The following is a 24,844-nucleotide window of genomic DNA, read 5'->3' as shown; positions in this document are numbered from 1 at the left end:
TCTCCGTAAAAGACTCTCGATCAATGGTCGAAACCACAAATCAGTCATAGACAAAAGAGCCAAATCACTAGCAAAAAAACTCAACTAGCATTAAAACAAAACCCTCCCACCCCACACCACAAAGGCAATGAAGCAAGAAGATGTCGCACCCACACCCCAAAAGGCATGAGCACCAAAAACATTCGGCACTGACATTCATCGACACACTGTTGAGTTCTCAAAGAACACGCACACACCATCGCCGCAGCTGTTCGCTACGCCTCCGGGGCTTGATGCTCGGTGCCCGAGATCAACGCTCACGCGTCTCCATCGGGGCTGCCAGATCGATCTTCGTCCAACCTCGTGTCCCGCGCCTTGCGGCTTGGGTCGGTGTCCGTGTCGCTCTGACTCGACAAAAGTTACGCCAAGAAGAACTCTTCCGCAAATCGCCTGGTCATCGCGTCGCGATAGTTAACAACGGCCTATGCGCCGTTCGTGTTCACCCCCTACGGTGAAGCCATGCTGCTTTCTCCACGCTATGGCTCCGGATCACTGGCCGATGTTGTTCCGTCCTTGCTTGCGCGCCTCGGGGTGGACGCGGAGACCGACCGACTCGGATTCGATCTGGACGGGGTTCGGCGGGTCTGCCTTCTAATGGTGGACGGACTCGGCGCCGAACAACTCGCCGCACACCCGCAAGAAGCTCCGTTTTTGAATCTGCACAGGGCGGCGATTACCGCAGGATTCCCCACGACCACAGCGACGAGCCTCAGTTCTGTCGGAACGGGCTTGCCTCCCGGACAACACGGAGTCGTCGGCTACCAGGTCTCGATACCCGGACATCCTGGCCTGATGAACAGTCTGCAGTGGAAGCTGCAGAGCTCGGCCAATCCGCATGACCTACCCGAGGAACTGGTTCCGGAACGATTTCAGCCGATTCCGACCGCATTCGAACGTGCACGCGACGCTGGGGTTCGCATGATGCACGTCGGGCCTGCGATTCAGAATGGGTCTGGTCTCACCCGTGCGTGTCTACGCGGCGCTGCCTTCCAACAGTCCTGGTCGGCGGCAGACCTCGCTACTGAAACCATCAGCGGTTTGGCAGCTGACGGCCCCACACTGATCTACTCCTACTACGGCGACCTGGACCTGATCGGCCACGTCCGCGGCCCGAACTCGCCGGCCTGGCGGCTCGAACTCCGCAACGTCGACCACATTGCAAGAACGATCGCCTCGGAACTGCCGCACGATGGAGCTCTGATAGTCGTTTCGGACCACGGCATGGTGGAGGTGGAACGACGGTTCGACTACGACATGCTTCCGGAACTCAGAGAGGGAGTGCGGGTGCTCGGGGGCGAGCCGCGAATGCGTTTCCTCTACACCGATGACGGTGCCGTTCACGACGTGCAGTCGTCCTGGCAACGAACCCTCGGAAGCCACTTCACGATCGTCACCAAAGATGAGGCGATTTCGCGCGGCTGGTTCGGGCCGACGGTGTCGTCGGCGGCGAGCGGAAGGATCGGTGATCTGCTCGCACTTGCCAACGATGGATCCGCGGTTGTTCGAAGCCGTGCAGAGTCGATAGCCGCGACGCTGATCGGCCATCACGGGTCACTGACCTCTGCGGAGTTGCTGGTTCCGGCATGCGTCATTCGACCGCACCAGTCGTAGCCGACCACTCTGTCGGTGCCCCGCGCTAGCTTTCCTCTCGTTCGCATTCGGGAGTGCAGGGGAATCGGGGAGAAATATGTCGAATTTCGATGGTCCGGACAGGAACGTTCCAGGTATCGACGATTCAATCGACGAAGACTGGCGGCGGTTCACCCGTCAGCTCGCGGATCGCCTCGCCACCAACCCAGTCGATACCGGCTTTTCGCTTCACCCCTCATTCGTGCCGGAGGGCTCGAGGGCTCAGAGGATGCTTCTCACTACGACGAGCAACGGAACTGTGATGTGCGCGGCTTCCGGTCTGCAGTCTGCGCCCTCACCGTGGCGTAGCTCGGCTGCCGAATCGATCCATACCCTCGAAGAACCAGTCGCCTGGGTGGATCGATTCGCGGCGACCATCGTGAGCGCGGTGCGAGGTATCTGGGATGTTCCGCATCCGTCTTTTCTCACTTGTGGAGACGCGAGGTCACCCGGAGTCGAAACGCGTATGTCGGCAGGTGATTTCGTGACGCCTCGCGTTGCCGCAGATAGCACGGAGCTCGTGGCAGCAGTCGATTGTCTCCTGCAGAACTCCTTCGAGGTTGTCGAGAAGGCGCATTCGCGCGATGGCTTCTGTCTGACTATCGATACGGCCACCGTCTACGTGCACATCGCGAGCGTCGAGGAGATTCGGCTGCACACCTGTGTAGTGGAGCGGATCGCAGGGCGTACCCGCGCCGCGGTGGTTGTGGCGGATCTGAACAGGCAGTACCCGCAGGTCAAACTTCTCCTGGTCGAAGATCGGATACACGCGACGATCACCGTGGACGCGTGCCCGTTCATACCGCAGCATGTGATCAACGGACTCCAACGATTGTCGACCTTCGTTTCCGGAGTCGACGATTCGTTCGCTGAGAACGTCGGAGGGACCGTCGCGGCACCAGACGACCCCTCCGTGTGGGACGAATCGATTCACATCGACGGAGAAGACGATGTTCCGCCGCAGCTCATGCGACTGCTCGAGGTCGACGCCGAGTCCGGTGGCGGCCTGGACCCCACAGACATCGTTGCGGTGTGCGGCGCCGACCGTGACGCCATCGTCCGCTACGCGAAGTTCTGCGCAGAGCAGGCGACCGCGTGGCGCGACTACGCCCGCGACGCACGACTTCGCGGAGAACCTGAGGCTGTCGAGGAGGGCGAGATCGAAGCGCTGCCGTGGGACCGCGTCGTCTGTGCACTCCAACTCGCGCTGCGCACCGTCGGCTTCCTCGACAACGCATGAAGCGCCACTGAAGTCCACGGGAGCACCTTGCCGGTCGAGTGCGGCCAAGGCGCCTTCTGCTGCGATCGCTACTGATGTCGCAGCTGGTCACCGACGAAATTGGTGTTGTCGGCGGATATTTCACGATTGCCTGCCCGCGCTACAAGTGCGTCGATCCTGTCGTCGAGGCTGTGGGCCTTGTGTATGACGTCCATCGTGCGGAGCTCTCCCTCCGCACGATGGACGAGTTCGTCCACACGCACGAGCGCTGCAACGCGGTCGATCAGCTGCGTCCATACCGAATCCAATGCAGCACGTCGACTTGCCACCTGTGCACGGGTGGCAGCGTCGAACATCATCGCGGCAACCCCATCTAGTTCGTAGTCGATAGCGCGCAGTGAATTCACATCGACGGCAACCTGGGTCAGTTCGTCGGTGAGATCGAGTTGGGTCCGCTGCACCAGGAAATGCTCGGACCGCCACGCAGGCGATGCGTGAACCCGATCGACCGACGAGCCGGCAACGAAAAGGATCGTCTCGTAGCGGTCACCGAACGCGTCGTCCCTTTGATCGGCGAGATCCAACATCAGGGTCGACGCACGATTTCCTAATTCTTCGAATCGCGTGCTTCTCGAGGCTTCGGCGACGCGGTCGGCGGCGGTGTCGAGAATCGACAGTCCTGCGCGCTCGACGATGTTCGCTGTATGTTGCCTCGGCACCGGAGTATGAGCAAGTGCGTCGAAGAGTGCGTCGCGCTGATCGAGATCCAAGTGCAGCCCCTCCCGCCGTTCGCGGCGCACCGCGCGAACGCCGTTCGCATAGTGCTTGGGCGAGACCACGAACGCCGTGCGCAAATGGTCGAGACGCTTGCCCAGTTCCGCAGCTCTCAGTTTGTAGACGAGGGCCGAGCCAGGCTTGTTTCTCGTGTCCTTGGTCAACCACCGCTGCCGTTCGTCAGTCAAGACACGAACGGTGCTGTACCCACCGATCGACGGCATCGACTTGCCCACGCGACGCCTCGCCGCCAGCACCGTGTGCGTGGTTTCGTCGATCCTGCCTGCCGCGATGGCGATCGCGGCGGCGTCGGACAGCAGTGGCCGTCGCCCATCCAGACGAGCGCGATCGCACCACCGACGCACACGCCCTTCGACGCGCTCGCGTTCACTACCGATTTCGATCTGATCAGGCATGCCAGCTCCTCGGCCGTATCTCACCGTCCACTGTTCCAGAATCACGCCGAGCCTGTGGCAGGACCTCGAGCGAGGGTAACCCCCGACCTGGGCAACACGCATGGACTACCCCGGACGTGCACCTGACAATCTTTCGCTGCTCGAGCAGTACGCAATCGCCTCGGCTCCGAAGTACAAGTGTGGGATGAGGTGCGATGATCGCCGAAACCGGTCAATTGCAGGTTTCGAGCACGCAACGGTTCGATCACGATTGTTGGCAGCATCACACCTAGATGTGGTTGGCCCAGGCCCTCGGAGTGGGCATGTTGGTAGTAGCCACGACACAGCGTTGACACACAGAGCGACCGTGTAACAGTTCTGAGAAGCGAAACGACTCACTCCTCAGGACGCGAACAAAAGGAGATGACGTGACTTTGCAGATCGATTCGCTCGCCATCAGCGCCGACGAAGCAGACACGCAGGATGTACAGCTCGACCAGCTTCACGAGCAGATCGTTGCTCTGGACTCCGACATTCTCGGCGCTATCGAGCGTCGAAGCGAACTTGCACGCACGCTGGCTGCCGCCACAGGTGACACCGGTGAGAAGACGACGCCGGCCACGTTCGACAGCCTCGGATCCGACGGCTCCGTCATCTCTCGCATGCTTGCACGAATCGCATCGGCAACCCGCTAGGAAAGTCACACCCCCTCCTTGGATTTGCCGCAAGACCCCGAAAGCGACCTGAGTCGACTTCGGGGTCTTGTCGTCTCAGCGGGCGACGCTCGGCGATGAATTCTCCGACGCAGCGGTGTCTAACTAGCCGAGACCATCGACAGGTCACACCAGCACCCGCCGATCCGCCACAGGAGAACCCGCGATATTACGAATGCGCGCTAGAGCCGTTCCGGCAATCCGAACCGCTCGAACAGACGAAGGTCGAAGAAGCACGCCACATGCGATACACCCCGCGTGGTGGCATTCACTACGTGCAGTTGGAATGCCACGTGCACTCCAGCGTCGTTTCGCATGTACAAACCGAATGCAGGCTGACCGTTCGCCGAAGTTGCCACCATGCGCATGTCGTCGGCCTGGCTGGCCGGGCAATTGCCCCGAATGAGCATTCCGATGTTCTCGCCGCCCCGGTACCAACCCTCGAACGGAGGCATTTCCCAAATCGCGTCCTGCGTGAACAGCTGCACCAACTGATCGATGTCGTAGCGCTCGAAGCAGTCGACGTAGTTACGCAAGAGCTCCTTCGTTTCGGCAGCCATCGGTTCGACAACGTCAGCTTCCGACGGCATGACCTCATCCAGTTGCGCTCGCGCCCTCTGGAGAAGACTGTTGACAGCGGTGGTGGTCGTGGCCAGCGCTTCGGCCACTTCGGAGGCCTTCCACTGCAACACTTCACGCATCAGGAGCGCGGCCCGCTGCCGGGAGGAGAGGTGCTGCAGTGCGGCGACGAACGCCAGTCGAATCGATTCACGACTGACGACGATGGCGGCCGGGTCAGCGGAGTCGGCCAGCTCGGAATCGGCAATAGGTTCTAGCCACGGGATCTCCTGCCGTTCGACGAGTTCGTCGGAGGGATCCGAACTCGGCGCACCGAGTCCGGTGGGCAGCGGCCGCTTGGCCTTGTTCTCCAGCGCGGTCAGGCATGTGTTGGTAGCGATGCGGTACAACCAAGTCCGCATCGACGAGCGGCCCTCGAACTTGCCGTAGCCGCGCCACGCACGAATGTACGTCTCTTGAACGAGATCCTCCGCGTCGTGGATGGCCCCCGTCATGCGATAACAGTGAGCGAGAAGCTCCCGCCGATACGCGTCGAACTGCGAAACGAATGCGTCGCCGTCTGCAACCGTGGCCGTCATGATTGCACACGATAATCCCGGACACCGACAGGTGCGCGGTGGTTGAGCGAGGCAAACGTGCCACACCTCTGTCGATGCCGCTGCGCTAGCCTTCGGTGGCAAAGAACCAGGCGGAGTTTTCGATCGGAGGCACGACCGGTGACATCGGCGACCAGCATCGACGATCTCGTCGACGAGGCCTACGCACAACGCAGACGTGCGTGGCTGGCCGCGTTGGTAACTGCCCAGAATTTTCTCGAAACCATCGCGGACGAGATCCTCGACAACGTCGACCGCGACCGTCTCACCGCGCAGACAGCGCGCCTCAAGGACCCCGTACGCGCTGCGGACAAGATCAAGCGCAAGGTGTCCGAGGGCCGCATCCCGGAGCCGAAGACCATCGACGATGTCGTCGACGCACTCGGCGACCTCATCGGCATCAAGGTGCTGTGCAAGAGCCCGCGCGACCAGCACGCATTCGTCGATGCGCTGGAGCGGGCCTGCCGCGATCCGGAATGCTCGGTCAGGTTCGCCAAGGATCCGATGGATTACGTTGCGTACCCCAAGCCCAGCGGCTATCGGGCGTATCACGCCGTACTGCTGGTTCGGGTCGCGACGCATCAGGGCGATCTCGACGTCAAGGTCGAGGTTCAGGTCAAGACCAGGTTGCAGGATGCGTGGGGTGAGCTGACCCACGAGGACATGTACAAGCCAGGTGAGGCGCTGAAGCCGACGAAGGCGCACGACGAGTACGCCCGGCAGATGGCGGAGCTGCTCCTGCAGGTCGATGCGATGGCGGACGATCTCGCGGCGCAACTGGACTCGCAGACCGCGGTATCGAACAATGTCGCCGCCGATCCGAGCCCGGTCCCGCGGGATTCGGAGATCATTTCGGCCAGAGTCACGCGAACCGGGCCACGGTACGCGCTGGCCGTCGGTCCGGACGGACGACGTGGCTTGATTCCGGCGCGCTCGGTCAAAGCTGTGATCGGCGCGAAGGACCGCATCGCGGTCGACGATTACCTCGAGGTCGGGGATGTCGTGCAGGTGGTGGTCGAGGACACCGACAGCGCCCTGTACTACCACCTGTCCTCACAGCCCCCATCGAAGCGATCTCGACGACAACGTCGTTGACCGCCTGTCCCAACCTGATCACGTCAGTTCGCGTCGAGCTGTCTCCCGCGTCGGAATACGTCCGTCGAAGTAGCGCAGCAGTGTCTTGTCCTGCGCGTCGGGGTACCAGCCCGGAGCTATTCCGTACTCGTCATCTCGGCCGAGATCTCGTCGTTCGCTGCTGACGAGCATGGCAACGAACCCGGCGACAATGGCGCACGATGCCACCGCCACCAGTGCGATCACCACGATTTGAATCGCTTCCACAGCCCGCTCCCCCAACCGGTGAACAGATCGAACGATAAACAACCGGGGGCCAAATGTACGTCGAACACACGTTGTATTCACTGGATCTACTACCCGCCCGCTCGAGGTTTGTACAACTTCTGCGCGACTGAGTGTTTTTTCTGTGACCACTACCGAAGATCGTCAGCGCGCAATACCAGTGCGTCGATGTGAACCAGGGCAGCCAGGCGGAGCGCTTATACTTCGCGGTCATGGCATCGGCGGAAACCATCTTCGACGTAGGCAAGGCGGGATGCGACATCATTACGCGAGAGCAGGCGCAGGAGACAACTCGAACGGCCGATGGCGCCGATTCCGCCTCTGACGTGCCGGTCAAGCCCGTCAAGGCAGCGTCCACCCGGTCACCGTGGAACCGAAAGAACCCCTATCGCGCAATCGTGCTGGCCAACAATCTGCTGTCCGGTCCGGAATCCGACAAGGAGGTCAGGCACTATTCCTTGTCGCTCGGCGACAGCGGTATCGAATACCAGGCGGGCGACGGGCTGGGCGTCAAACCGGTCAATAACCCAGAGTTGGTCGACGCGCTGATCGGCAGGTTGGGCGTCGGGCCGGACACCACGATCACCGTCAAGAACTCGCAGAACCGCCTCGACGAGTTGTTGACGCATTCGTACGAAATCGGGGTACCTTCGGTGGACCTCATCGAGGCCGTCGCTGCTCGGACCGGCGATGCCGAGCTCAGAAGCGTCCTCGAGGCCGACGACCGTGCGACGCTCCACGCCTGGGCTTGGGGTAAAGATGTTCTCGACGTGTTGGCTATCGACGGCTCGCTTGCGTTGGATCCCGTCGAGCTACTGGGACTGCTACGTCCGCTACAGCACCGCGTCTACTCGATCTCCTCGTCGCCTCTCACCCATCAGGGCACGGTTGATCTGACGGTCGCCAGTGTTCGGTATCGCTCGGCGGAGCGAGATCGCGGCGGAGTGTGTTCCACTTTTCTCGCCGATCGGTTGACCGAGGGCGAGACGGCAGGGGTGTTCCTGACAGCGAACAAGTCTTTCCGACTCCCGACGGACGATGCCGCGCCGGTCATCATGGTCGGGCCTGGAACCGGAGTCGCTCCCTTCCGCGCGTTCCTGCACGATCGCCGCGCACGTGGAGCTTCGGGGCGCAACTGGTTGTTCTTCGGCGACCAGCATCGCGGCAGCGACTTCATCTACGAGGACGAACTGCGGTCCTTTTCGCATGCGGGGATACTCACCCGCCTCGACCTTGCATTTTCCCGTGATCAGTCCGAGAAGATCTACGTCCAACACCGAATGCGAGAAAACGGCAAGGAGCTCTACAGCTGGCTCGAGGAGGGTGCTCATTTCTATGTCTGCGGTGGTATGGACATGGGGAAGGATGTCGACTCAGCTCTGCGCGAGATCGTCGTCGAGCATGGCGGACTGACCGACGGACAAGCCGAGGATTACGTAGCCGAGCTCAAGAGCTCCAAGCGCTATCTGCGCGACGTCTACTGATCCGACGATAGGAGCTGGTCAGCGCTTGGTGGCCTCGCAATCTCGGCGACGTGGCGCGTGTGCCTCACCAACTTTGTCGGACCCACCCGCTATCTTTCGATCTGCAGAACTTCCGAGTACACGGTCGTGATCGACGAAGGAGCGCGTGTGAGTGCAGGACGGCAAGGCGGCTTCGATGTAGTCCTCGCGCGCGCGTGGTCTCGTTTCGAGGGGAACCTCGCGAGCTACGTCGCCTCGATGCCGGCGGGATCGTACGTCACGATCACGTCCGCGCAGGCAACGCCGGGTCAGCGAGGCCAACGTCCATACGTCGACTTGGTTGCCGTGGACGTCGATCAGCTGATCGGCGTTGCATCCCTGCCCTCGTACCTCTACCCGAGTAGCCCGGACATCGAGTCTGCCGACCGTAGGCTGCACGGCCTGGGCTGGTCGGAACCTGGAAAACCCACCGCAGACGGAACCGTCATGGACTTTGCGCTCGACGGCGTTCGAGACGAAGCAGCCCTGTTCGCAACCACCGCCGTGGCGACGTTCCGTGAAGTGTGGAACGTGCCGCACCCATCCTTTCTGAGTGCATGGGCCGTCGACATGGGCTCGGACTCGAGCGGGCCGGCCGCCCTGTCGTACGACGACGAGCCGCGAACCGACTCCCGAGATATCGCAGCGCTACCGGTGCCGCTGCGCTCGCTCCATGCCTTTTGCGAGGTGTTGGGGGCCCGCGTCGACTCGACGACCGTGCGCGCGGTGTGCGGTGAGGCTGACCTGCACGAGTTGTACGAGTCGGCGCATGAGCATGCGAGAAGCTGCTTCGCGCGAGCGGAACGGTCCGCGGATCAGGCCGCATCTCGCGTCTGGAGACGCCAGGGACGGTCGTGGACGGACACCGCGAACAGTCTGCACCGAGCGTCGGTCACCCCGCGATTGTCGTCAGCTCAAGATCGTCCGGCGAAGTCCACTGGCTCGTAGCACCTGGCGGCCGACGCCGGCCCGTACCGACTCCTCCGTTCCGATGATGCGAACGTGGCGTCGAGCACGCGTGATAGCCGTATAGAGAAGTTCACGCGTGAGCAGTGACGAAGCCTCTGCCGGGAGCATCACCGATACCGTGTCGTACTGGCTTCCCTGACTGCGGTGGATAGTCATGGCGTACACAGTCTGTACCGACGACAGCACGGTCGGGTGCACCAGCAAGGGCTCATGGCCGCGCTGGAACGCGGCCATGAGAGCGCCGTCGCCGGTATCGATGACAACGCCGGTATCACCGTTGTAGATCCGAGCTTCGTGGTCGTTGGCAGTGAGCAGCAGAGGTTGGCCCGCGTACCAGTGGGCCGGATCGAGCGGGCTGCCCGACGCCTCGGCGACCCATTCCATGGCCCGTCGCGCCCAGTCCTGTACCCCGAACGGGCCCTGCCGGTGCGCGCACAGCAACCGGTGTGATTCCAGGCCGGCGAGGGCCTCGGCCGCGCGTCCCGCTTGTGCGGCCGCCGTCACCTGCTGCGCTGTCGCGACGATATCGGCGCGAAGGGAGTCGAGGTCCGACGGTGCATGGAAAGACAGTTCGGGGTGATCACCGTGCAGCAGGTCCATGACGCGATCGGCATGCCCGTCGCGAACCGCGATCGCCAGTTCTGCGATAGCGCCCCCGAACCGTCTGCCCCGGCTCAGACGCACTACCCCGCCTGCCAGTCGCGAACGTTCGCGCTCGGACAGTGCGGCTTCGTTCGGGTCGTCCAGCGCGTGCAGGTCGGTGGTGATGAGTTCGGCGAGGACAGGGTTCGCGGTGCCACGGACAGGTCGGGCCACGAGATCCGCGAGAACCGCCCCGGCGTCGACCGATGTCAGCTGATCCGGGTCGCCGACGAGTATCAACCGAGTGTCCGCGCGAACAGCCTCGAGCAGTCGGCACATCATGGTCAACGACACCATCGATGTCTCGTCGACGACGATGACGTCGTACGGAAGCCGGTTCGACGCGTTGTGCCGAAACCGACTCTTGCTGCCGCGTTGCCACCCGAGCAGTCGGTGCACGGTCATCGCGGTGATGCCGTCGGGAAGTCCGAGCTCGGCGGATTGCTCGGTGACCGATTCCTGTAGCCGCGCAGCTGCTTTGCCGGTGGGCGCCGCCAGTCCGATGCGGATCGAGGGTCCCATCTGATGCACGAACAGTGCCAGTATGCGCGCGACGGTGTGTGTCTTTCCCGTGCCCGGTCCGCCGGCGATCACTGCCGTCCACTGTGTCGCCGCCAATGCCGCGGCCACGCGTTGGCGGTCCGGGGCCACCGCTGGATTGCCCGAGCCATCGACGAACAGCTGGTTCAGCAGCGTCGTGACCTGTTCGGTGTCCACGTGCGGGGCCGTGAGTTCGCGGCTGTCGAGGACGTTCCGAATCATCCTCTCCTGCAAATAGTATCGGTCGAGATACAGCAGCTCGCCCTCGTCTGTGTCGACCAGTCGAAGGGGTTTGAGGGGACCGCGATCTCCACCGGTGACCAGCGGGCTGGCCCGCAGAGCAGAGAGAACCTCACCCAATTCGGGCCACGGTAGCGCATCGACGTCGACATCGGATTCCTCGTCGACCGTAACCTCGCGCAGCCGGCGCAGATCGAGGCACACCGATCCAGATCTGACCGCTCGGACAGCGAGCGCGGCAGCAAGCAGCACGTCCTCGGAGTCGTCTCCGCCGAGCACTCCGAGCCTGAGGGCAACGTGGACATCGGCGGCCGCGAGAATTCCCGCTTCGTTGAATGCGCGGAGCCGCCCGCGAGCTCGCTGCACGAGTTGCGCATCGATCACGACGCCTCGATTCCCGCGAGTAGGTCGGAGACGTCTGCGATCAGCGCCGCCGGCGGATGCCAATCGAACACACCGCACCCCGTCGGGGTCTCGGGGCCGACCATGCCGCGCACGAAGTGATACTGCACTCCGCCGAGATGCCGCTCCGGATCGTAGTCGGCCTGACGCCACCGCAGATAACGATGCAGGGCAACTGCATACAGCAACGCCTGCAACGGGTAGTGCGATCGAAGCATCTCCTTGGCCATCCGTTCGCGGGTGAAATGCATGACGGTGAGATCACCTCTGGAGAGCCTGTTGGTCTTGTAATCGACTATGACGTAACGCGGTCCACCGTCGTGGACACGGATCACAGAGTCGATGCTGCCGGTGAGGTACCCGCGAAGCGGTTGTGTCTCGAGATGGTCGAGCTGGTCCGCGTACGGACGCAGTACATCGCCGACAGGCAGGTGGCGGCGCATCAGGTCCGCGATACCGCGCAACGTGACTGTCTCCCCGATCGGCCGCTCACCACCGGCCAGGGGCAGCTCGAAGTCCAGTTCGGCGAGACGATCGACTGGCGACACCTCCGCGAGTGTCCCGAAACCGAGTGGCGTGCGCAGCACCGGCAGTAGTGCGTCGGCCAATACCTGCGGCTCGATGTCAGCGAGGCGTTCTTCTATCCCATCGGCACACTTGGCGAGCAGCTCCGCCTCGAGGTCCTCGGCTGATGTGTCGAGATGTTCGAGCACCTCGTGTACGAGAGTTCCGAACGCTGCCCCCGCAGGTAGCCCGTTCATCGGTGACGCGATCCCGTCCAACTCGTCCTCGATCGGAGGCGCCTCCTCCGGCTCGTCGTCCTTCTCCGGCCGCTCCGGTTCGCTGCTCACTCCTGGAGCGTCGTGGGCAGACGCAGTCAGAGCTGAGTAGGAAGTTCGACGCCACAGCATGTCGAGCGAACGAGAGAATGTCGCGGCGTCCAACTCCGTTGTGGCGCGGTCGGCGCCGTCGGTGAGCAAACGCGGAGTCACGGCAGTGACGTACTCGATGGAGATCGTGTTTCCGGCGGGTGTTGCCCAGGATTCGAATGCCCGAGCGGCCGCGGCGTCGTCGGGGACTCGTGCCTTCTCTTCGGGTTGAGCTGCGCCCGGCGTTCTCGCGAAGATCAATCGGTGCAGCGGTGACGCGGCGGTCGAGAACGAGGGCGCCCACCACAGGACGACCTGACATTGCGCTCGTGTCAGCGCGACATAGAGCAGGCGCAACTCCTCCCCTGCCTCCTCCTTGTCCCTGATCACCTTGCGTGCGGCATAGCCCCGTCCGGTGCGCCCACCGACATCGAGAACACGTTTGTCATCCTCGTCGTGCAGCAGCAGCGTGCTGGGGTAGGGGTTCTTCGCGGCGTCCCACCCGTATGGGATGTATACGACGGGGAATTCGAGCCCCTTGCTGGCATGCACGGTTGCGATCTGCACTGCAGCGGCGTCGCTGTCGAGTCGTCGACTCCGATCCGTCACGCTGCCCGACGCCGGGTCGTCGATGCGGTCGGCGAGCCATCGAGTCAGCGCGCTGGGTCCGAGCGACAACTCCACCGCAGCCCGGTTGAGCAGCTGAGCGAGGTGGCGCAGATCGGTCAACTCGCGCTCGCCTGAACGGTAACCCAACAGCCGTGCGGCGAGTCGAGTCTCGGTCGATACCTTCTCGAATACCGCTGCGAAACCGGCCTGCGCGAACAGCACTCCGTACTCTCGCAGCCGCGTACTCACCTGCGCGAGCGCATCGTCACCTCGTTCGTCGAGTTCAGTGGCAGTCCATCCGAGCAAAGGCGTCAATGCGGCCAGGCGCACACGGTCCGCGCGGTGCGGTTGCTCGAGCGCTTGCAGAAACCACAGCCAGTGCAGTGCGCTCGGCGTCTCGAACACACTCGAACCGCCGGCCAGTACAGAGGGAACACCGCTTCGATCGAGCGCAGCTCGCACCAGTGCGATCTGGGCGCGGGTGCGCACCAGGACGGCGATATCGCCGGATGTGACGACACCGCCGCGACCGGGCAGATCCAACTCGGTTCCGGATTCGAGTAGGTCGACGATATCGTTGGCGAGGTCGTCGGCCACCTTGTCTCGCAACGCCCCGACGGTAGGGAAGCCGGACTTGCCCAGTGGACCTGCCCCGGTTCGCGGTAGGCAGCGAATGCGGAGCGGCGCCACATTCGACATACGTGAATCGGCGTGGGTGGAGCCGACGCGATGGGCCACGATATTCTCATGCCCGAGTGCTGCACCCTCGTAAAGGGTTTCGAGTGCACTCAACAGGCCGGCGTCGCTACGCCAATTGGTCGCGAGCTCGAGGTGATGATCAGCAAGTCCGACCGCGTCGAGGTAGCTGAGCACCTCTGCACCGCGGAAGGCGTAGATCGCTTGTTTGGGATCGCCGACCAGCAACAACGTCGAAAATCCGTGAAATGCCCGTCCGAGAATCTCCCACTGCAGCGGATCCGTGTCTTGGAACTCGTCCACGAGAACCACCCGGAAGCGTGCGCGGATACGGGCGCTTGCGGCATCGCCGCGAGCCGGATCGACGAGCACTCCGTGCAGCAGTGTCAGCAGATCGTCGAAGTCTCTGATGCCCCGCGCTTGCTTTCGTGTGCGCACCTCGGTGCGCGCTTCCGCGGCGAAAATGACCCGGTGTCCAGCCTCGGTGTCCTCGTCGGGTTCGGGGACGAGTCGCGCCTGCCGATCGCGCACCGCTTCACGCGCGAGCTGACCTGCGTCGGCCGGCGAAATCGGCGGCGGTTGTTCCGCTCTGCCGTAGCGCCGCAGGTAGATATCGTCGACGACCTCGTTCGTGAGGTCGTCGACCGCCTCGACGAGAGTGGTTTCGGGCTCGCGTTCGCCTGCGATGCCGAGACCCGCGAGCATGCGTTGACAGAAGCTGTGTGTGGTCGCGATCGTTCCCGAGTCGAATTCCGAGAGCGCGCGAACCAGACGTAGACGGCGGGCCGCAACCTCGACGGTGGGGGCATCGGCCAGATGCCGGATCAACGGATCCGAAGAGTGCGAGGCGTCGACGGCACCGAGCGCCGCCGCCACTTCGGCGAACCTGTTTCGTGTGCGTTCACGCAACTCCTGCGTTGCTGCCCGAGAGAACGTGACGAGCAGAAGCTCGGAGATGTCGGCGTGTCCCTCGGCCACGTAGCGCGTCGCGAGTCCCACGATGGCATAGGTCTTTCCAGTTCCCGCGCTCGCTTCGAGCACCGTCGTTCCCGTCGGCAGCGGGCCGAGAAGGTCGAAAGCGGTCACGGTTGCCCCTCCGTCTCCGCGTCGAGCAGCGGTGTCCACAGCTGCCGTGCGAGCGCACCGAACAACGTCGTTTCGTCACCCCATCGAGGATGGCTCGCGCGATACGGGGTACCGAGCACAGCCGAGAAGGACGCGTTGTTTCCGTACAGGTAGACGATGCTGCGGTCGGTGGCGTCGCCGAATTTGTCGGACCATTGCCGTTCCGCGGCGTCCAACGCGTCCGCCTCGGGAGCGCCACGGAACCGGCGGTCCGCGTAGGTCGCCGTAGCGGTCGGCCCTACCGACAGCACCTCGGACAAGCCGAGGTCCCGCAGTCCGACCAACGATTCGAGTTGCTCGAGGGCGTCGGCCGGCGCTGTGATAACCGAACGCCACGCGGCCCGGCGACCCGGGCCGCGTCCGGTGGTGACGGCCTGCCACGTGCGCGTTCCGTCCTGTACCTGGGCGGCAAGTAGCCGAACCCATGCCGCCAGGCGATGTTTCGGCGCCAGACGCGAATACGACGTGCGCGCGATGGTGCCGCCGTGAACGCCGGTGACGGTGCCGGTGATTCGTCGACCCGAATTCAGTGCGATCGAGATATCGAGCACATCCGCCTGGCCCGCATGGACATCGCTCGAAACCTCGACCAGGGCGTCCACAGCTCTGGTGATGTCCTGCAACTGAAGCTCTCCGAGCGCGAACGGTGGCAGCGTGCCGCGTCGCCATTCGGCGGCCCGAAAGTCCGCGAGGGAGGTACCTCCGAGTCTTTCGGCCAGCATGCGGTCGCCGATGTCCCACTTCTGCAGGCCGTCCAGTTCGACGGGTAGTGCGTCCGAGACATCGTCACCGATCTCCGGGATTCGAACGCCGAGTCGCTGTTTCAACAGTGCTGCCATCGGGTGTTCGACGAACGCGATCAGATCGTTCAACTCGATATCGCCGGTGTTGCGCTCCGGCAGCGGAGCAGCGAGGAAACTCGGCGGCGATACCGGTTCGCGCTCGACAGCTCTGGCACCGTCCAGCGCGGCGCGGTCGTAGCTCAACGGCGCGTCGGGTCGAAAGTTGCGAGCATCGAAGGGCTGCAAAGGATGCCGCACGACGATGTCGCGGCCACAGGTTGTGCGCACGACGTCGAGCAGCTCGCTCAGCGGGATGGCCGGCGGTTTGACGGTACCCGTCACCGGATCCGCACCGGTATAGAACAGCAGCAGCTTCTCACCGGCTGACATGACGGCGTCGAGCAGCAGTTGCCTGTCCTCGCTCCGCACATCCCGCTCCCCTACTGCGGGGTCGCGGCCCGAGACGTTGTCTCCGTCCTCACTGCCCGTGCGAGGGAACATCTCGTCGTCCAACCCGAGAAGAACGACCACACGGTGCGGTACCGAACGCATCGGGACCATGGTGCATACCGTCAGCTCCCCTGTCCGAAAGTTCGCGCGCGACGGTCGCCCTGCCAGGGCATGTGTCAGCATCGCTCGCACGTCCGCCAACCGAAGTTCGGTGTCCTCCCCGCCTCTGGTCGCCTCCTCGAGTTCACGTAGCGCCTGTCCGCGTTGCCACGCATCCGCTTCGCTCGTGGCGGTCAGCAGGTCGAGTGCCCGCACGAGCGCCTCTCGCCACCGAGTAGTTGTCTGGGGGCCCTGTAAGTCGCGTACAACCACCGCGAGCCGGTCGAGAAATTCCGCCAACCGACCAGTGAGATCGATGTCATTGCCGTCGACGTCGTCCAGCGGTAGCGCGAGATCGAGCCACTCGTGCTCGGATTCGTCCGCGGCCACACCCAGCAACAGGCGGTCCAGCGCGAAGTTGAAGGTGTTCTGCGCGAACTCCCCCAAACCGAACCGTCCCCGTTGCCGTGAATTGATTCCCCACCTCGCACCGGAGAGTTGAATCCACTCGCGCAGTCGCTCCAGATCATCCTCGGTGAAGCCGAACTTGGATCGGAGCGGAGCCGAGGCCGCGAGATCGAGAACTTGACTGGCGGTGATCCGACCGACGGCGAGTTCCAGGACGGTCGCCACGATGTCGAGCAGAGGATTGGTGCGGCGAAGCCCACGATCAGCCAAGCGCACCCGCAACTCGTGTCCGGGGTGACCCAGCCCTCGCTGACCGAATGTGGCCCGCACGAGCGGCGCATATGTCTCGACATCGGGGCACATGACGAGTACGTCGCGCGGTTCCAAGGACGTGTCCTCGTCGAACACGTGCAGCAAGCATTCCCGTAGGACTTCGACCTGTCGCGCCGCGCCGTGACATGCGTGCACTGCGATGCTGCTGTCCGATTCGGTCGACAGGGTGGGCGTCCTGTTCTCGGAAATATCCGATTGCAGGCGCCCCAGCAGTGTCGGCGGGCTGGGGTCCTCGGCCTCGACCGTCTGCTGCACGCCCGCACCCAATCGGAGAATGCGTGCCTGGAGTTCGCGCACATCTCGGGCGAGACTCGCCAGCAAAGGATGATCGAGGGTGGCGGCAGCAATGTCCTCGCGCCGACGAACGGGAGCCGGGCGCTCCGACAAGCGATCCCACATCTTTGCACTGGGATGTGGGATCCAGAGGTGGACCTCGCGATGTCGTGCGAGCGCGGCCACGACCTGAAGTTGGTCGGTTGTCATGCGGGTGGCACCGAAAATGGACAGCCGCTCGGGTAGGTCGAGCAGTTCTGGACTCCCCCCGAGCGCAGCGCAGCTGTCGCCGAGGCGTTCAGCGGGGCTGGGAGATCCGATTCGGGTGCGCACCGATCGCCACAACTCCGCCTGCCATCGCAGATCCTGCGGCAGCGAACCGCCGAGCCCGTCGCTGTAGACACCGCTCGACCAGTCCGCGATCATCGACGGGCGATCGGCGCAGTATCCGCGGAACAGATCGGTCAGATGCGCCGCGGTCGACCAACGCCGGCCAGCACGGTGCTCATCGCGGCCGTGCCCGAGGTGGGCCCCGATGACGGAACACCAGGATTGGTTCATCGACTCGTCGATGACTGCCAGCGTCGTCCACAGCAGACGCCCGCGGGACCACGGGTCCTCCTCCGCCGGAACCCCCTCCACCGCTGCCAGCGAACGCTCTACAAGTGTTGTTGGCGAGGGGAATTCGATATTCGCAGCAATTCCATCGCCGCGGTCGGACCCGAGTGACATCGACAGGCGTTGCGTCAACCACCTCTCCACTCCCCGAGCAGGTACCGAGATGATTTCGGCTTCGAACGGATCAGCCAGCGGCGTCGCCAAGACGCGGGCCAGGCTCGAGGCCAGCACGTTCGCGCGTGTCGCGCGGTGAACCCTCAGCACCTTCACCGATTCCCTTCGTCTGCCCTGCGAACGTCTGAAACCCTACTCGAGCGTTCCGACACTTCATCGCGTGTGAGGAACCGTCTCACTGTTGTACCGATACGCTCGTGTTCATGGGATCCAAGGGACCGGCAAGTCGGGGACAGAAGCGCGCGGCGAAAACGAAAGCGCGGCAGCGGCGTCGGGAACCGTCGTCGGGCTCCCGCCTGCATGTGTTCCCGACGGGACTGCTCGAAGAGTTCGAGCAGTGGCTGGCGGATCGTGAGATGGCAGATCACGCCGAACGTGTTGTCGGGCTCGTGCGCACCACACTCGTCCAGGTCGACCGCGCCAACCCGGATTTCTCGGTGACCTCGTGGACCCCGAACGACGCGCACTTCATCGTCGACGCGGCTGAGCGCATCGAGGATTCCGACGAGGAAAACGGAGCGGCGGCAGCGACCAACATCATCGTCACGCTCGTCGAATTTCTCACCTTCCTCGACGAGACGGACACGTGGACGGGCACCGACGAGGATTTTGCCCACTGTATGGAAGACCTGACCGATTTCATCTACAACGATCCCGATGTACTCGATCCCGAGGACGTCGAGTTGCCCGAGGTCTCCGACGCAGACGAATCGGCGGCGCTGTCGGCGCTGCCGCTGATGGCCGGCCTGGACGGCCTGCTCGACGAGGTGGGCTCGGGTAGGCCGGCGACAGAGATTCCTGCGTTGGCGCATGCATTGTCCGAATCGGACGCCGATGCGGACCCGACGCCACAGAGCATCATCGCGCTCGACCGATGGGCCACGGCTCTGGCTGCGGACATCCTCGACTTCGACGGCGAGCAGGTTCGGCCCGGACCCGAGTCCGGCAGTTTCTCGGCGCGATCGACAGCGGTGATGCGCAGCGTGTTGACGCAGAGCATTCGTCATCAGTTGACTGCGGGTGATGTGGACATCTCGATGTCGCTGGCCAATACGTTCGCGGTGCAAACACTTCTTGCCGCGATGACCGAGGATTTGCCGCTGGACAATGCCCCAGAAAATGGTGCCGAGGAGAATTACGACGGGCTGAAAGACGAGGATCTCAGGACTGCTCAGTTGATCGACTTCAGGATTCGCAGCCTTCAGGAACAAGGTGTTCTCGTGCGAAACGACGACTCGCTCGAGGTGCCGGCATCGCTGCGTCGCGCGGTACTCGAGGGAGTCACGCTCGCAGAGCCGTTCGGTGCCGAGGACCCATCGGAATCGTTCTGACCTGCGCTAGGCAGTCTGCAACCCTGACTGTCCAACGTGATCGGAAATAGAAGTTTGTAGTAGCTTCCCTTTGCTGATACTTCGAGTTACATTAACTAGATGTTCGCACCACGTAGGGAGAAGCGATGACTTCGATGTCAGCAACCAAGGCTCGCTCGATCGACACCGACGCGGAGACCGAGCAGTACAACGAGGCTCTGCAGCTGTTGTCCGAGGGATCGGTGCACAAGCACTTCGATCCGTACCTCGATATCGACTGGGAGTCGGCCGAGTACGCGGTGCCCCCGGGCGATCGCCGCTGGATCCTGCCGGCGAAGACCGACCCGCTCGGCGGACACCCCTGGTACCAGGCGCTCCCCGAGGATCAGCAGATCGCGATCGGCATGTGGCGCCAGGCGAATGTCGCCAAGGTCGGACTGCAGTTCGAGAACATCCTCATCCGCGGAATGATGCAGTATGTCTTTTCGCTTCCCAACGGCTCGGCCGAGGCCCGCTACTGCACTCACGAGTCGATCGAAGAGTGCAACCACACGCTGATGTTCCAAGAGATGGTCAACCGGGTCGATCCGGACGCCCCCGGCATGAACCGTCCCATGCGGATGGTTTCGCCGATTCTTCCGCTGTTCGCGACGATTCTTCCTGAGTTGTTCTTCGTGGGTGTTCTCGCCGGTGAAGAGCCTATCGACCACATTCAGAAGTCGATTCTGCGATCGGGCGAAGAGATTCATCCGATCATGGAAGGCGTGATGGCCATTCACGTCGCCGAGGAGGCGCGGCACATTTCCTTCGCACACCAGCTACTGCGTCGCCGGGTCCCCAAGATGTCGAAAATCGGCCGCTTCTTTCTGTCCCTGGCCTTCCCCATCACCATGCGCATCCTCTGCGATGTCATCGTGATCCCACCGAAGAAGTTCTGGCAGAAGTTCGACATCCCGAAGCAGGTCAAGGACGACCTTTTCTGGGGCACCGAGGCATCACAGCATGCTCTGCAGGACTACTTCGGCGACGTGCGGATGCTCGCCACCGACACCGGCATGATGAACCGGGCCGCGAAGCTCATGTGGAAGGTGTGCGGTATCGACGGCAAGGCTTCACGCTTCCGTAGCGAACCGGATCGCAGCTCCAGCCAGTTCGCCGCCTGAATCCTTCTCCACTCACAGCGCCAGTTCTCTTCACAGCAGCGCCCGCCGTCAGGAACGTCTCATGCCCCACGTTGTCACCCAGTCATGTTGCAGCGACGCGTCGTGCGTGTTCGCATGTCCCGTCAACTGCATACATCCGACACCCGACGAGCCCGACTTCCTGACGGCGGAGATGCTGCACATCGACCCGACGTCCTGCGTCGACTGCGGCGCGTGTGTTTCGGCGTGTCCGGTCGATGCCATCGTTCCGAAGGCGAAGCTGACCGACGCGCAGCTCCCGTTCCTGACGATCAACGCTGACTTCTACAAGCAGGAACGCCCGCCGCGACCTCTACTTGCCCCAGTGTCCCCGGCACCCACCGTCACCAAAGAGCGTCAACCGCTTCGAGTCGCGATCGTCGGGTCCGGGCCATCGGCGATGTACGCCGCAGACGAACTGCTCACGCAGCCGGGCGTGCACGTCGACGTCTACGACCGCCTTCCCCAGCCTCACGGGCTGGCGCGACTCGGCGTTGCACCCGACCACGAGAAGACGCGGCAGGTCTCTCGGTTGTTCGACCAGATCGCCGCGCAGCCCGGTTTCGAATTCCACCTGGGCGTCGAGGTCGGCAAGGACATCACCCACGAGGATCTGCTCGTCGATCACCACGCCGTCATCTACGCGGTGGGGGCGTCGAAGGACCGTGAACTCGCCGTTCCGGGCGCCGACCTGCCAGGGCGGACGTCGGCCACCGATTTCGTAGCCTGGTACAACGGCCACCCCGATCACTCGCACCGGCGGTACGACCTGTCGCACAAGAGGGCCGTTGTCATCGGCAACGGAAACGTCGCCCTCGATGTCGCCCGCATCCTGACGATCGATCCTGAGCGGCTGGTCGGGACGAATGTGCCGACTCACGTCCTTCAGGCCCTCCGCGAATCCAACATCGAGGAAGTTGTCGTCGTCGGGCGTCGCGGTGTCGCGCAATCGGCCTTCACCGTTCCCGAGTTCGCCGGGCTTCTCGAAACGCCGGGCGTGGACGTGACACTGCATCGGGACGAGATCATGCTCGATACAGCGACGGCCGCCCTCGCCGAAGCGGACGATCTCCCCCACGCCGTTGCGCAGAAGCTTCGGTTGCTGCGACGCGTCGACGGTGCCGCAGCCAACGATCACAAACGCATCGTGCTGCGGTATCTGCTTTCCCCCACCCGCGTACTGGGCGATACACAGCTCACCGGCGTCGAGTTCGATCGAATGGCGCTCGAAACCGATGTCGACGGCACGGTCCGCAGTGCCGCCACCGGCGAGAAGGAAATCGTCGAGGCGGGGTTGGTGCTGACCTCGATCGGCTATCGCGGAGTGGCGCTACCGGGCGTGCCCTTCGATGAGCGACGGGGTGTCATCCCCAACCGAGACGGACGAGTCCTGGACGTCCCCGACGGCGATGTCTTCCGCGGTACCTACGTGACGGGGTGGATCAAGCGCGGACCGTCGGGATTCATCGGGACCAACAAGTCGTGCGCGCAGGGCACGGTGCTCGCGCTGGTCGACGATTTCAACTCCGGCCGGCTGCCGGATATCGAGATCGGCCCGAAGCCGCTCCGGCCGTGGCGGCGCCGCAGAGCTTGATCCCCTATGTGAGCGGAAATCCATAGCAGGCTATGGATTTCCGCTCACATAGGCGCTGGTGCGTTCGCGAACGTGTCGGACCCCGTTGATACAACGTCTGGGACACCGGAACCAGGACCCCCTCACTGGACGCCGGACCGTACTCGACGAGGGGAAACATGAACGTTCACGCATTGAATCGCGCGGTCGACACAGAGACGCTGATGGCATCCGGCATGGCTTTGGCGGCCGACCCACGGACATCGAACGCAGCACTGACGAGATTCGTCGACCACATAGTCGAGCTCGAGGCGAGCCGGTCGTCGATGGGATTGGACGGCCGCTGCGTCACGTACGCAGATGCTGTGTTGACCGATACGTTCGAGCGTGGTTGGCAGCCTGTCGAATTGATTCACGTGATCAAGCGGAGAATGACCAAGCCGAATGTCGCGATGATGAAGGCCATGCTCGGATCTCATTCCCGGCACACCCTTGCGCTGTCCACTGCTCCTGCGGAATGGCGAGATCAGTTACTCGAACTCGGAATCGATCCGAGTACGGATCTCGCTCACTACCGCCGAGCCTCCAGAGTCGATGCCCGAGGATTCTGGCTCTCGTTGTTCCGCCTGCTGGTTCAGTTCAGGTTCCTGCCGTCGATGGCGGTCATCGCCCCTCCGCCCTCATTGTGGACCTCCGAGCGGCCGGCTCCTTCATCGCATCGAGCGGACGCCAAAATTCTGAACAAGATTCGCGGGTTGCTCGCGAAAGCCGAATCGTCGACCTTCGCCGAGGAATCCGACGCGTTCTCCGCCAAGGCCCAAGAATTGATGACGCGCTACGCAATCGACCATGCGGTGGTCGATGCCGCTGATGGATCGCCACTCGATTCCATGGTGGTGACCAGACGGTTCGTGGTCGAAAACCCGTATGCCGATGCGAAGATGCAGTTGTTGATCAGCGTTGCCGTCAACAACGGTGCAAAGGCGGTGCGCTACCGAAAGCTCGGACTGATCAGCATCACAGGAATGCCCGTGGACCTCGATCTGTGTGAACTGCTCTATACGTCATTGCTCGTCCAATCCGGGCGGGCCCTCGAGCACGCCGGCACCGATGCCCGGGCCCGTTCCCGGGGGTTCCGTCGAGCGTTTCTCTTCGGCTTTGCCTGGCGGATCCGAGAACGTCTTGCCGAGGCACGGGTTCGTGCCGATCGTTCGGCGGGAGAGCAGTACGGCTCGTCCTTGGTGCCGATCCTTGCCGAGCGCGACAGAGCGGTCGCCTCGGTGTTCGACGAGATGTATCCCAATCTTCGCTCCACGAAAACCTCCGTCTCGGACCGCCATGGTGTCGAACTGGGAAGGAGAGCCGCCGATCACGCGGACATCACCGGGGGCCGAGAAAAACTCGAGGAGTGACTGTGCGGACCTTGACTCCACCCGTGACGGGTCGTAATCTACAACCAAATGGTTGTAGATGAAGTCAGCGACGCAGACCTCGACCGCCTTTTCCAGGCGTTCGCGGACACCACCCGACGCGACATCGTGTCGCGAGTACTCACCGGAGAACACTCGGTGTCTGGTCTTGCTGCGCACTACTCCATGAGTTTCGCAGCAGTGCAGAAGCACGTTGCGATTTTGGAGCGCGCTTCGGTCGTGAAGAAGGAGAAGCGCGGACGGGAGCAGATCGTGCGAATTCATCTGCTGGGCATCGAAAGAGCACGAAAGCTGCTGGCCGAATACGAAACGATCTGGCGACAGCGCGTCGATCGAATCGCCGACATTCTCGCCGAAGACGAAGGAGACCCCTCATGACTGTCATGAGTACACAACAAAACGCCGAGGAACTGAGCTTCACGATCGTCGCCGAGTTCGACGCGAAAGTCGAACGCGTGTGGCAGATATGGGCTGATCCGCGTCAGCTCGAAAGGTGGTGGGGACCACCGACGTGGCCCGCAACCTTCGAATCGTTCGACTTCACACCCGGCGGCAAGGCCAGCTACTACATGGTTGGCCCCGATGGCGAAAAGGCTCGTGGTTGGTGGCTTTTGACATCTATCGACGCGCCCACGACCCTGTCGTTCGACGACGGTTTCGCAGACGACAACGGGGAACCGGTCGCTTCGATGGGTATCACCAGAGCCGTCGTCACCATCGAGGACATCGGCGGGCGCACCAGGATGACTACGACGTCCAAATTCGAGAGCGCAGAGCAGATGCAGAAGATGATCGACATGGGCATGGAGGAAGGCATGAAGGAGGCCATGAGCCAGATCGACGACCTACTGCGCTGACACCGGTGTGCGCGTGGTGGGTACCTGCAACCACCACGCGCACATTGCCAGCGAACTCGCGCACTACGACGACGCCCAGACTCCCAGTTCGTTTCCACTCGGGTCGGTGAAATGGAAACGACGACCGCCGGGAAACTCGTACGGTCCGTTCACCACCGATCCACCCGCAGCGGTCACCGCGTCCACCGACGCGTCGAGATTCTCGGAGTACAGCAACACAAAGGGGCCACCCACCGGACGAGATTCGGTGCCGCGCGCCAAGCCTCCGACCTCATCGCCGTCGCTGCCCTTGATACCCGAGTACTCGGGGCCGTAATGGTTGAACTCCCACCCGAACGCAGCGGTGTAGAAGGCCTCGGCAGCGGGCAGATCCGTGACCGTCAGTTCGACGTAATTCAGTCGATGGTGCTCGTTGTGAGTCATCCCCGAACCCTACCTATGTGAGCGGAAATACTTGTC

At 63.0% G+C, this 24,844-nt stretch carries 18 protein-coding genes and 1 pseudogene; 12 read left to right on the top strand and 7 right to left on the bottom strand.

What is annotated here, in order from left to right; genetic code table 11:
* The first annotated feature begins 498 nt into the window (after positions 1 to 498).
* The gene (locus J1M86_RS14865) at positions 499 to 1,650 is read left to right on the top strand and encodes an alkaline phosphatase family protein (protein WP_075839925.1); all 1,152 of its coding nucleotides are present in this window, start codon (positions 499 to 501) and stop codon (positions 1,648 to 1,650) included.
* 502 nt (positions 1,651 to 2,152) lie between these two features.
* Positions 2,153 to 2,908 carry a hypothetical protein gene (locus tag J1M86_RS14860; protein WP_206510457.1) on the top strand — a complete coding sequence of 252 codons (756 nt, stop codon included), beginning with the start codon at positions 2,153 to 2,155 and terminating at the stop codon, positions 2,906 to 2,908.
* Positions 2,909 to 2,976: 68 nt separating this feature from the next.
* Here J1M86_RS14860 and J1M86_RS14855 read toward each other — a convergent pair whose 3' ends face one another.
* Entirely contained in the window at positions 2,977 to 4,077 is a 1,101-nt protein-coding gene (locus tag J1M86_RS14855) for a hypothetical protein (protein WP_206510456.1), read from the bottom strand.
* A 407-nt stretch (positions 4,078 to 4,484) separates the two neighbouring features.
* On the opposite strand from J1M86_RS14855, the gene J1M86_RS14850 reads away from it, so the two are divergent.
* Positions 4,485 to 4,751 carry a hypothetical protein gene (locus tag J1M86_RS14850; protein WP_206510455.1) on the top strand — a complete coding sequence of 89 codons (267 nt, stop codon included), beginning with the start codon at positions 4,485 to 4,487 and terminating at the stop codon, positions 4,749 to 4,751.
* A 200-nt stretch (positions 4,752 to 4,951) separates the two neighbouring features.
* Here J1M86_RS14850 and J1M86_RS14845 read toward each other — a convergent pair whose 3' ends face one another.
* Positions 4,952 to 5,926 (bottom strand): sigma-70 family RNA polymerase sigma factor, encoded by a 975-nt coding sequence (locus tag J1M86_RS14845; RefSeq protein ID WP_206510454.1) that lies wholly within the window; start codon positions 5,924 to 5,926, stop codon positions 4,952 to 4,954.
* A gap of 138 nt (positions 5,927 to 6,064) precedes the next feature.
* Here J1M86_RS14845 and J1M86_RS14840 point away from each other — a divergent pair, with 138 nt between their 5' ends.
* Complete coding sequence (locus J1M86_RS14840; RefSeq protein WP_206510453.1) at positions 6,065 to 7,039, top strand: GTP pyrophosphokinase family protein; 975 nt, start codon at positions 6,065 to 6,067, stop codon at positions 7,037 to 7,039.
* A gap of 18 nt (positions 7,040 to 7,057) precedes the next feature.
* Here the strand turns inward: J1M86_RS14840 and J1M86_RS14835 are convergent, their stop codons facing one another.
* Positions 7,058 to 7,285: a DUF2510 domain-containing protein gene (locus J1M86_RS14835; RefSeq protein WP_206510452.1), complete on the bottom strand. Its 228-nt coding sequence runs from the start codon at positions 7,283 to 7,285 to the stop codon at positions 7,058 to 7,060.
* Between the two features lie 227 nt (positions 7,286 to 7,512).
* On the opposite strand from J1M86_RS14835, the pseudogene J1M86_RS14830 reads away from it, so the two are divergent.
* Both J1M86_RS14830 and J1M86_RS14825 read left to right on the top strand, forming a co-directional pair.
* Positions 7,513 to 8,787 (top strand): annotated as a pseudogene (locus tag J1M86_RS14830) (sulfite reductase subunit alpha); the annotation flags it as partial.
* 147 nt (positions 8,788 to 8,934) lie between these two features.
* Positions 8,935 to 9,753: a hypothetical protein gene (locus J1M86_RS14825; protein ID WP_139318203.1), complete on the top strand. Its 819-nt coding sequence runs from the start codon at positions 8,935 to 8,937 to the stop codon at positions 9,751 to 9,753.
* Here J1M86_RS14825 and recD read toward each other — a convergent pair.
* The 3 genes from recD to recC are packed head-to-tail and all read right to left on the bottom strand — an operon-like array spanning position 9,715 to position 18,124.
* Positions 9,715 to 11,580 carry an exodeoxyribonuclease V subunit alpha gene (gene recD / locus J1M86_RS14820; protein WP_206510451.1) on the bottom strand — a complete coding sequence of 622 codons (1,866 nt, stop codon included), beginning with the start codon at positions 11,578 to 11,580 and terminating at the stop codon, positions 9,715 to 9,717. The two genes, J1M86_RS14825 and recD, sit on opposite strands and share 39 nt — an antisense overlap.
* Positions 11,577 to 14,897 carry a UvrD-helicase domain-containing protein gene (locus tag J1M86_RS14815; RefSeq protein WP_206510450.1) on the bottom strand — a complete coding sequence of 1,107 codons (3,321 nt, stop codon included), beginning with the start codon at positions 14,895 to 14,897 and terminating at the stop codon, positions 11,577 to 11,579. The genes recD and J1M86_RS14815 overlap by 4 nt, the downstream gene beginning before the upstream one ends.
* On the bottom strand, positions 14,855 to 18,124 hold the full coding sequence (gene recC / locus J1M86_RS14810; protein ID WP_206510475.1) for an exodeoxyribonuclease V subunit gamma: 3,270 nt from the start codon (positions 18,122 to 18,124) through the stop codon (positions 14,855 to 14,857). The genes J1M86_RS14815 and recC overlap by 43 nt, the downstream gene beginning before the upstream one ends.
* 113 nt (positions 18,125 to 18,237) lie before the next feature.
* Here recC and J1M86_RS14805 point away from each other — a divergent pair, with 113 nt between their 5' ends.
* The 6 genes from J1M86_RS14805 (at position 18,238) to J1M86_RS14780 (ending at position 24,385) form a co-directional block, all read left to right on the top strand.
* Positions 18,238 to 19,365 carry a hypothetical protein gene (locus J1M86_RS14805; protein ID WP_241260092.1) on the top strand — a complete coding sequence of 376 codons (1,128 nt, stop codon included), beginning with the start codon at positions 18,238 to 18,240 and terminating at the stop codon, positions 19,363 to 19,365.
* Between the two features lie 134 nt (positions 19,366 to 19,499).
* Positions 19,500 to 20,507, top strand: a complete 1,008-nt coding sequence (locus J1M86_RS14800) for a diiron oxygenase (RefSeq protein ID WP_206510473.1) — start codon at positions 19,500 to 19,502, stop codon at positions 20,505 to 20,507.
* A gap of 61 nt (positions 20,508 to 20,568) precedes the next feature.
* A complete protein-coding gene (locus J1M86_RS14795) occupies positions 20,569 to 22,119 on the top strand; it encodes an FAD-dependent oxidoreductase (protein WP_206510449.1) in 1,551 nt (516 codons plus the stop codon).
* Between the two features lie 158 nt (positions 22,120 to 22,277).
* A complete protein-coding gene (locus tag J1M86_RS14790; RefSeq protein WP_206510448.1) occupies positions 22,278 to 23,510 on the top strand; it encodes a DUF2786 domain-containing protein in 1,233 nt (410 codons plus the stop codon).
* 48 nt (positions 23,511 to 23,558) lie between these two features.
* A complete protein-coding gene (locus J1M86_RS14785; protein ID WP_206510447.1) occupies positions 23,559 to 23,906 on the top strand; it encodes a helix-turn-helix transcriptional regulator in 348 nt (115 codons plus the stop codon).
* Positions 23,903 to 24,385, top strand: a complete 483-nt coding sequence (locus J1M86_RS14780; RefSeq protein ID WP_206510446.1) for an SRPBCC domain-containing protein — start codon at positions 23,903 to 23,905, stop codon at positions 24,383 to 24,385. The genes J1M86_RS14785 and J1M86_RS14780 overlap by 4 nt, the downstream gene beginning before the upstream one ends.
* A gap of 63 nt (positions 24,386 to 24,448) precedes the next feature.
* On the opposite strand, the gene J1M86_RS14775 is transcribed toward J1M86_RS14780, so the two are convergent.
* Positions 24,449 to 24,808, bottom strand: a complete 360-nt coding sequence (locus J1M86_RS14775; protein WP_206510445.1) for a VOC family protein — start codon at positions 24,806 to 24,808, stop codon at positions 24,449 to 24,451.
* Positions 24,809 to 24,844: the final 36 nt, after the last annotated feature.

The organism is Rhodococcus sp. KRD197, from assembly GCF_017168235.1.
In the GTDB taxonomy this organism is placed as follows: Bacteria; Actinomycetota; Actinomycetes; order Mycobacteriales; family Mycobacteriaceae; genus Rhodococcoides.
This window is presented reverse-complemented; position numbering and strand designations above follow the sequence as displayed.

What these genes read in the sequence shown, in the direction of transcription:
- J1M86_RS14865 (WP_075839925.1), top strand. Translation starts at nt 499, where the DNA reads ATGCTGCTTTCTCCACGCTATGGCTCCGGATCACTGGCCGATGTTGTT.
- J1M86_RS14855 (WP_206510456.1), bottom strand. Translation starts at nt 4,077, where the DNA reads ATGCCTGATCAGATCGAAATCGGTAGTGAACGCGAGCGCGTCGAAGGG.
- J1M86_RS14845 (WP_206510454.1), bottom strand. Translation starts at nt 5,926, where the DNA reads ATGACGGCCACGGTTGCAGACGGCGACGCATTCGTTTCGCAGTTCGAC.
- J1M86_RS14805 (WP_241260092.1), top strand. Translation starts at nt 18,238, where the DNA reads ATGGGATCCAAGGGACCGGCAAGTCGGGGACAGAAGCGCGCGGCGAAA.
- J1M86_RS14800 (WP_206510473.1), top strand. Translation starts at nt 19,500, where the DNA reads ATGTCAGCAACCAAGGCTCGCTCGATCGACACCGACGCGGAGACCGAG.
- J1M86_RS14795 (WP_206510449.1), top strand. Translation starts at nt 20,569, where the DNA reads ATGCCCCACGTTGTCACCCAGTCATGTTGCAGCGACGCGTCGTGCGTG.
- J1M86_RS14790 (WP_206510448.1), top strand. Translation starts at nt 22,278, where the DNA reads ATGAACGTTCACGCATTGAATCGCGCGGTCGACACAGAGACGCTGATG.
- J1M86_RS14785 (WP_206510447.1), top strand. Translation starts at nt 23,559, where the DNA reads ATGGTTGTAGATGAAGTCAGCGACGCAGACCTCGACCGCCTTTTCCAG.
- J1M86_RS14780 (WP_206510446.1), top strand. Translation starts at nt 23,903, where the DNA reads ATGACTGTCATGAGTACACAACAAAACGCCGAGGAACTGAGCTTCACG.
- J1M86_RS14775 (WP_206510445.1), bottom strand. Translation starts at nt 24,808, where the DNA reads ATGACTCACAACGAGCACCATCGACTGAATTACGTCGAACTGACGGTC.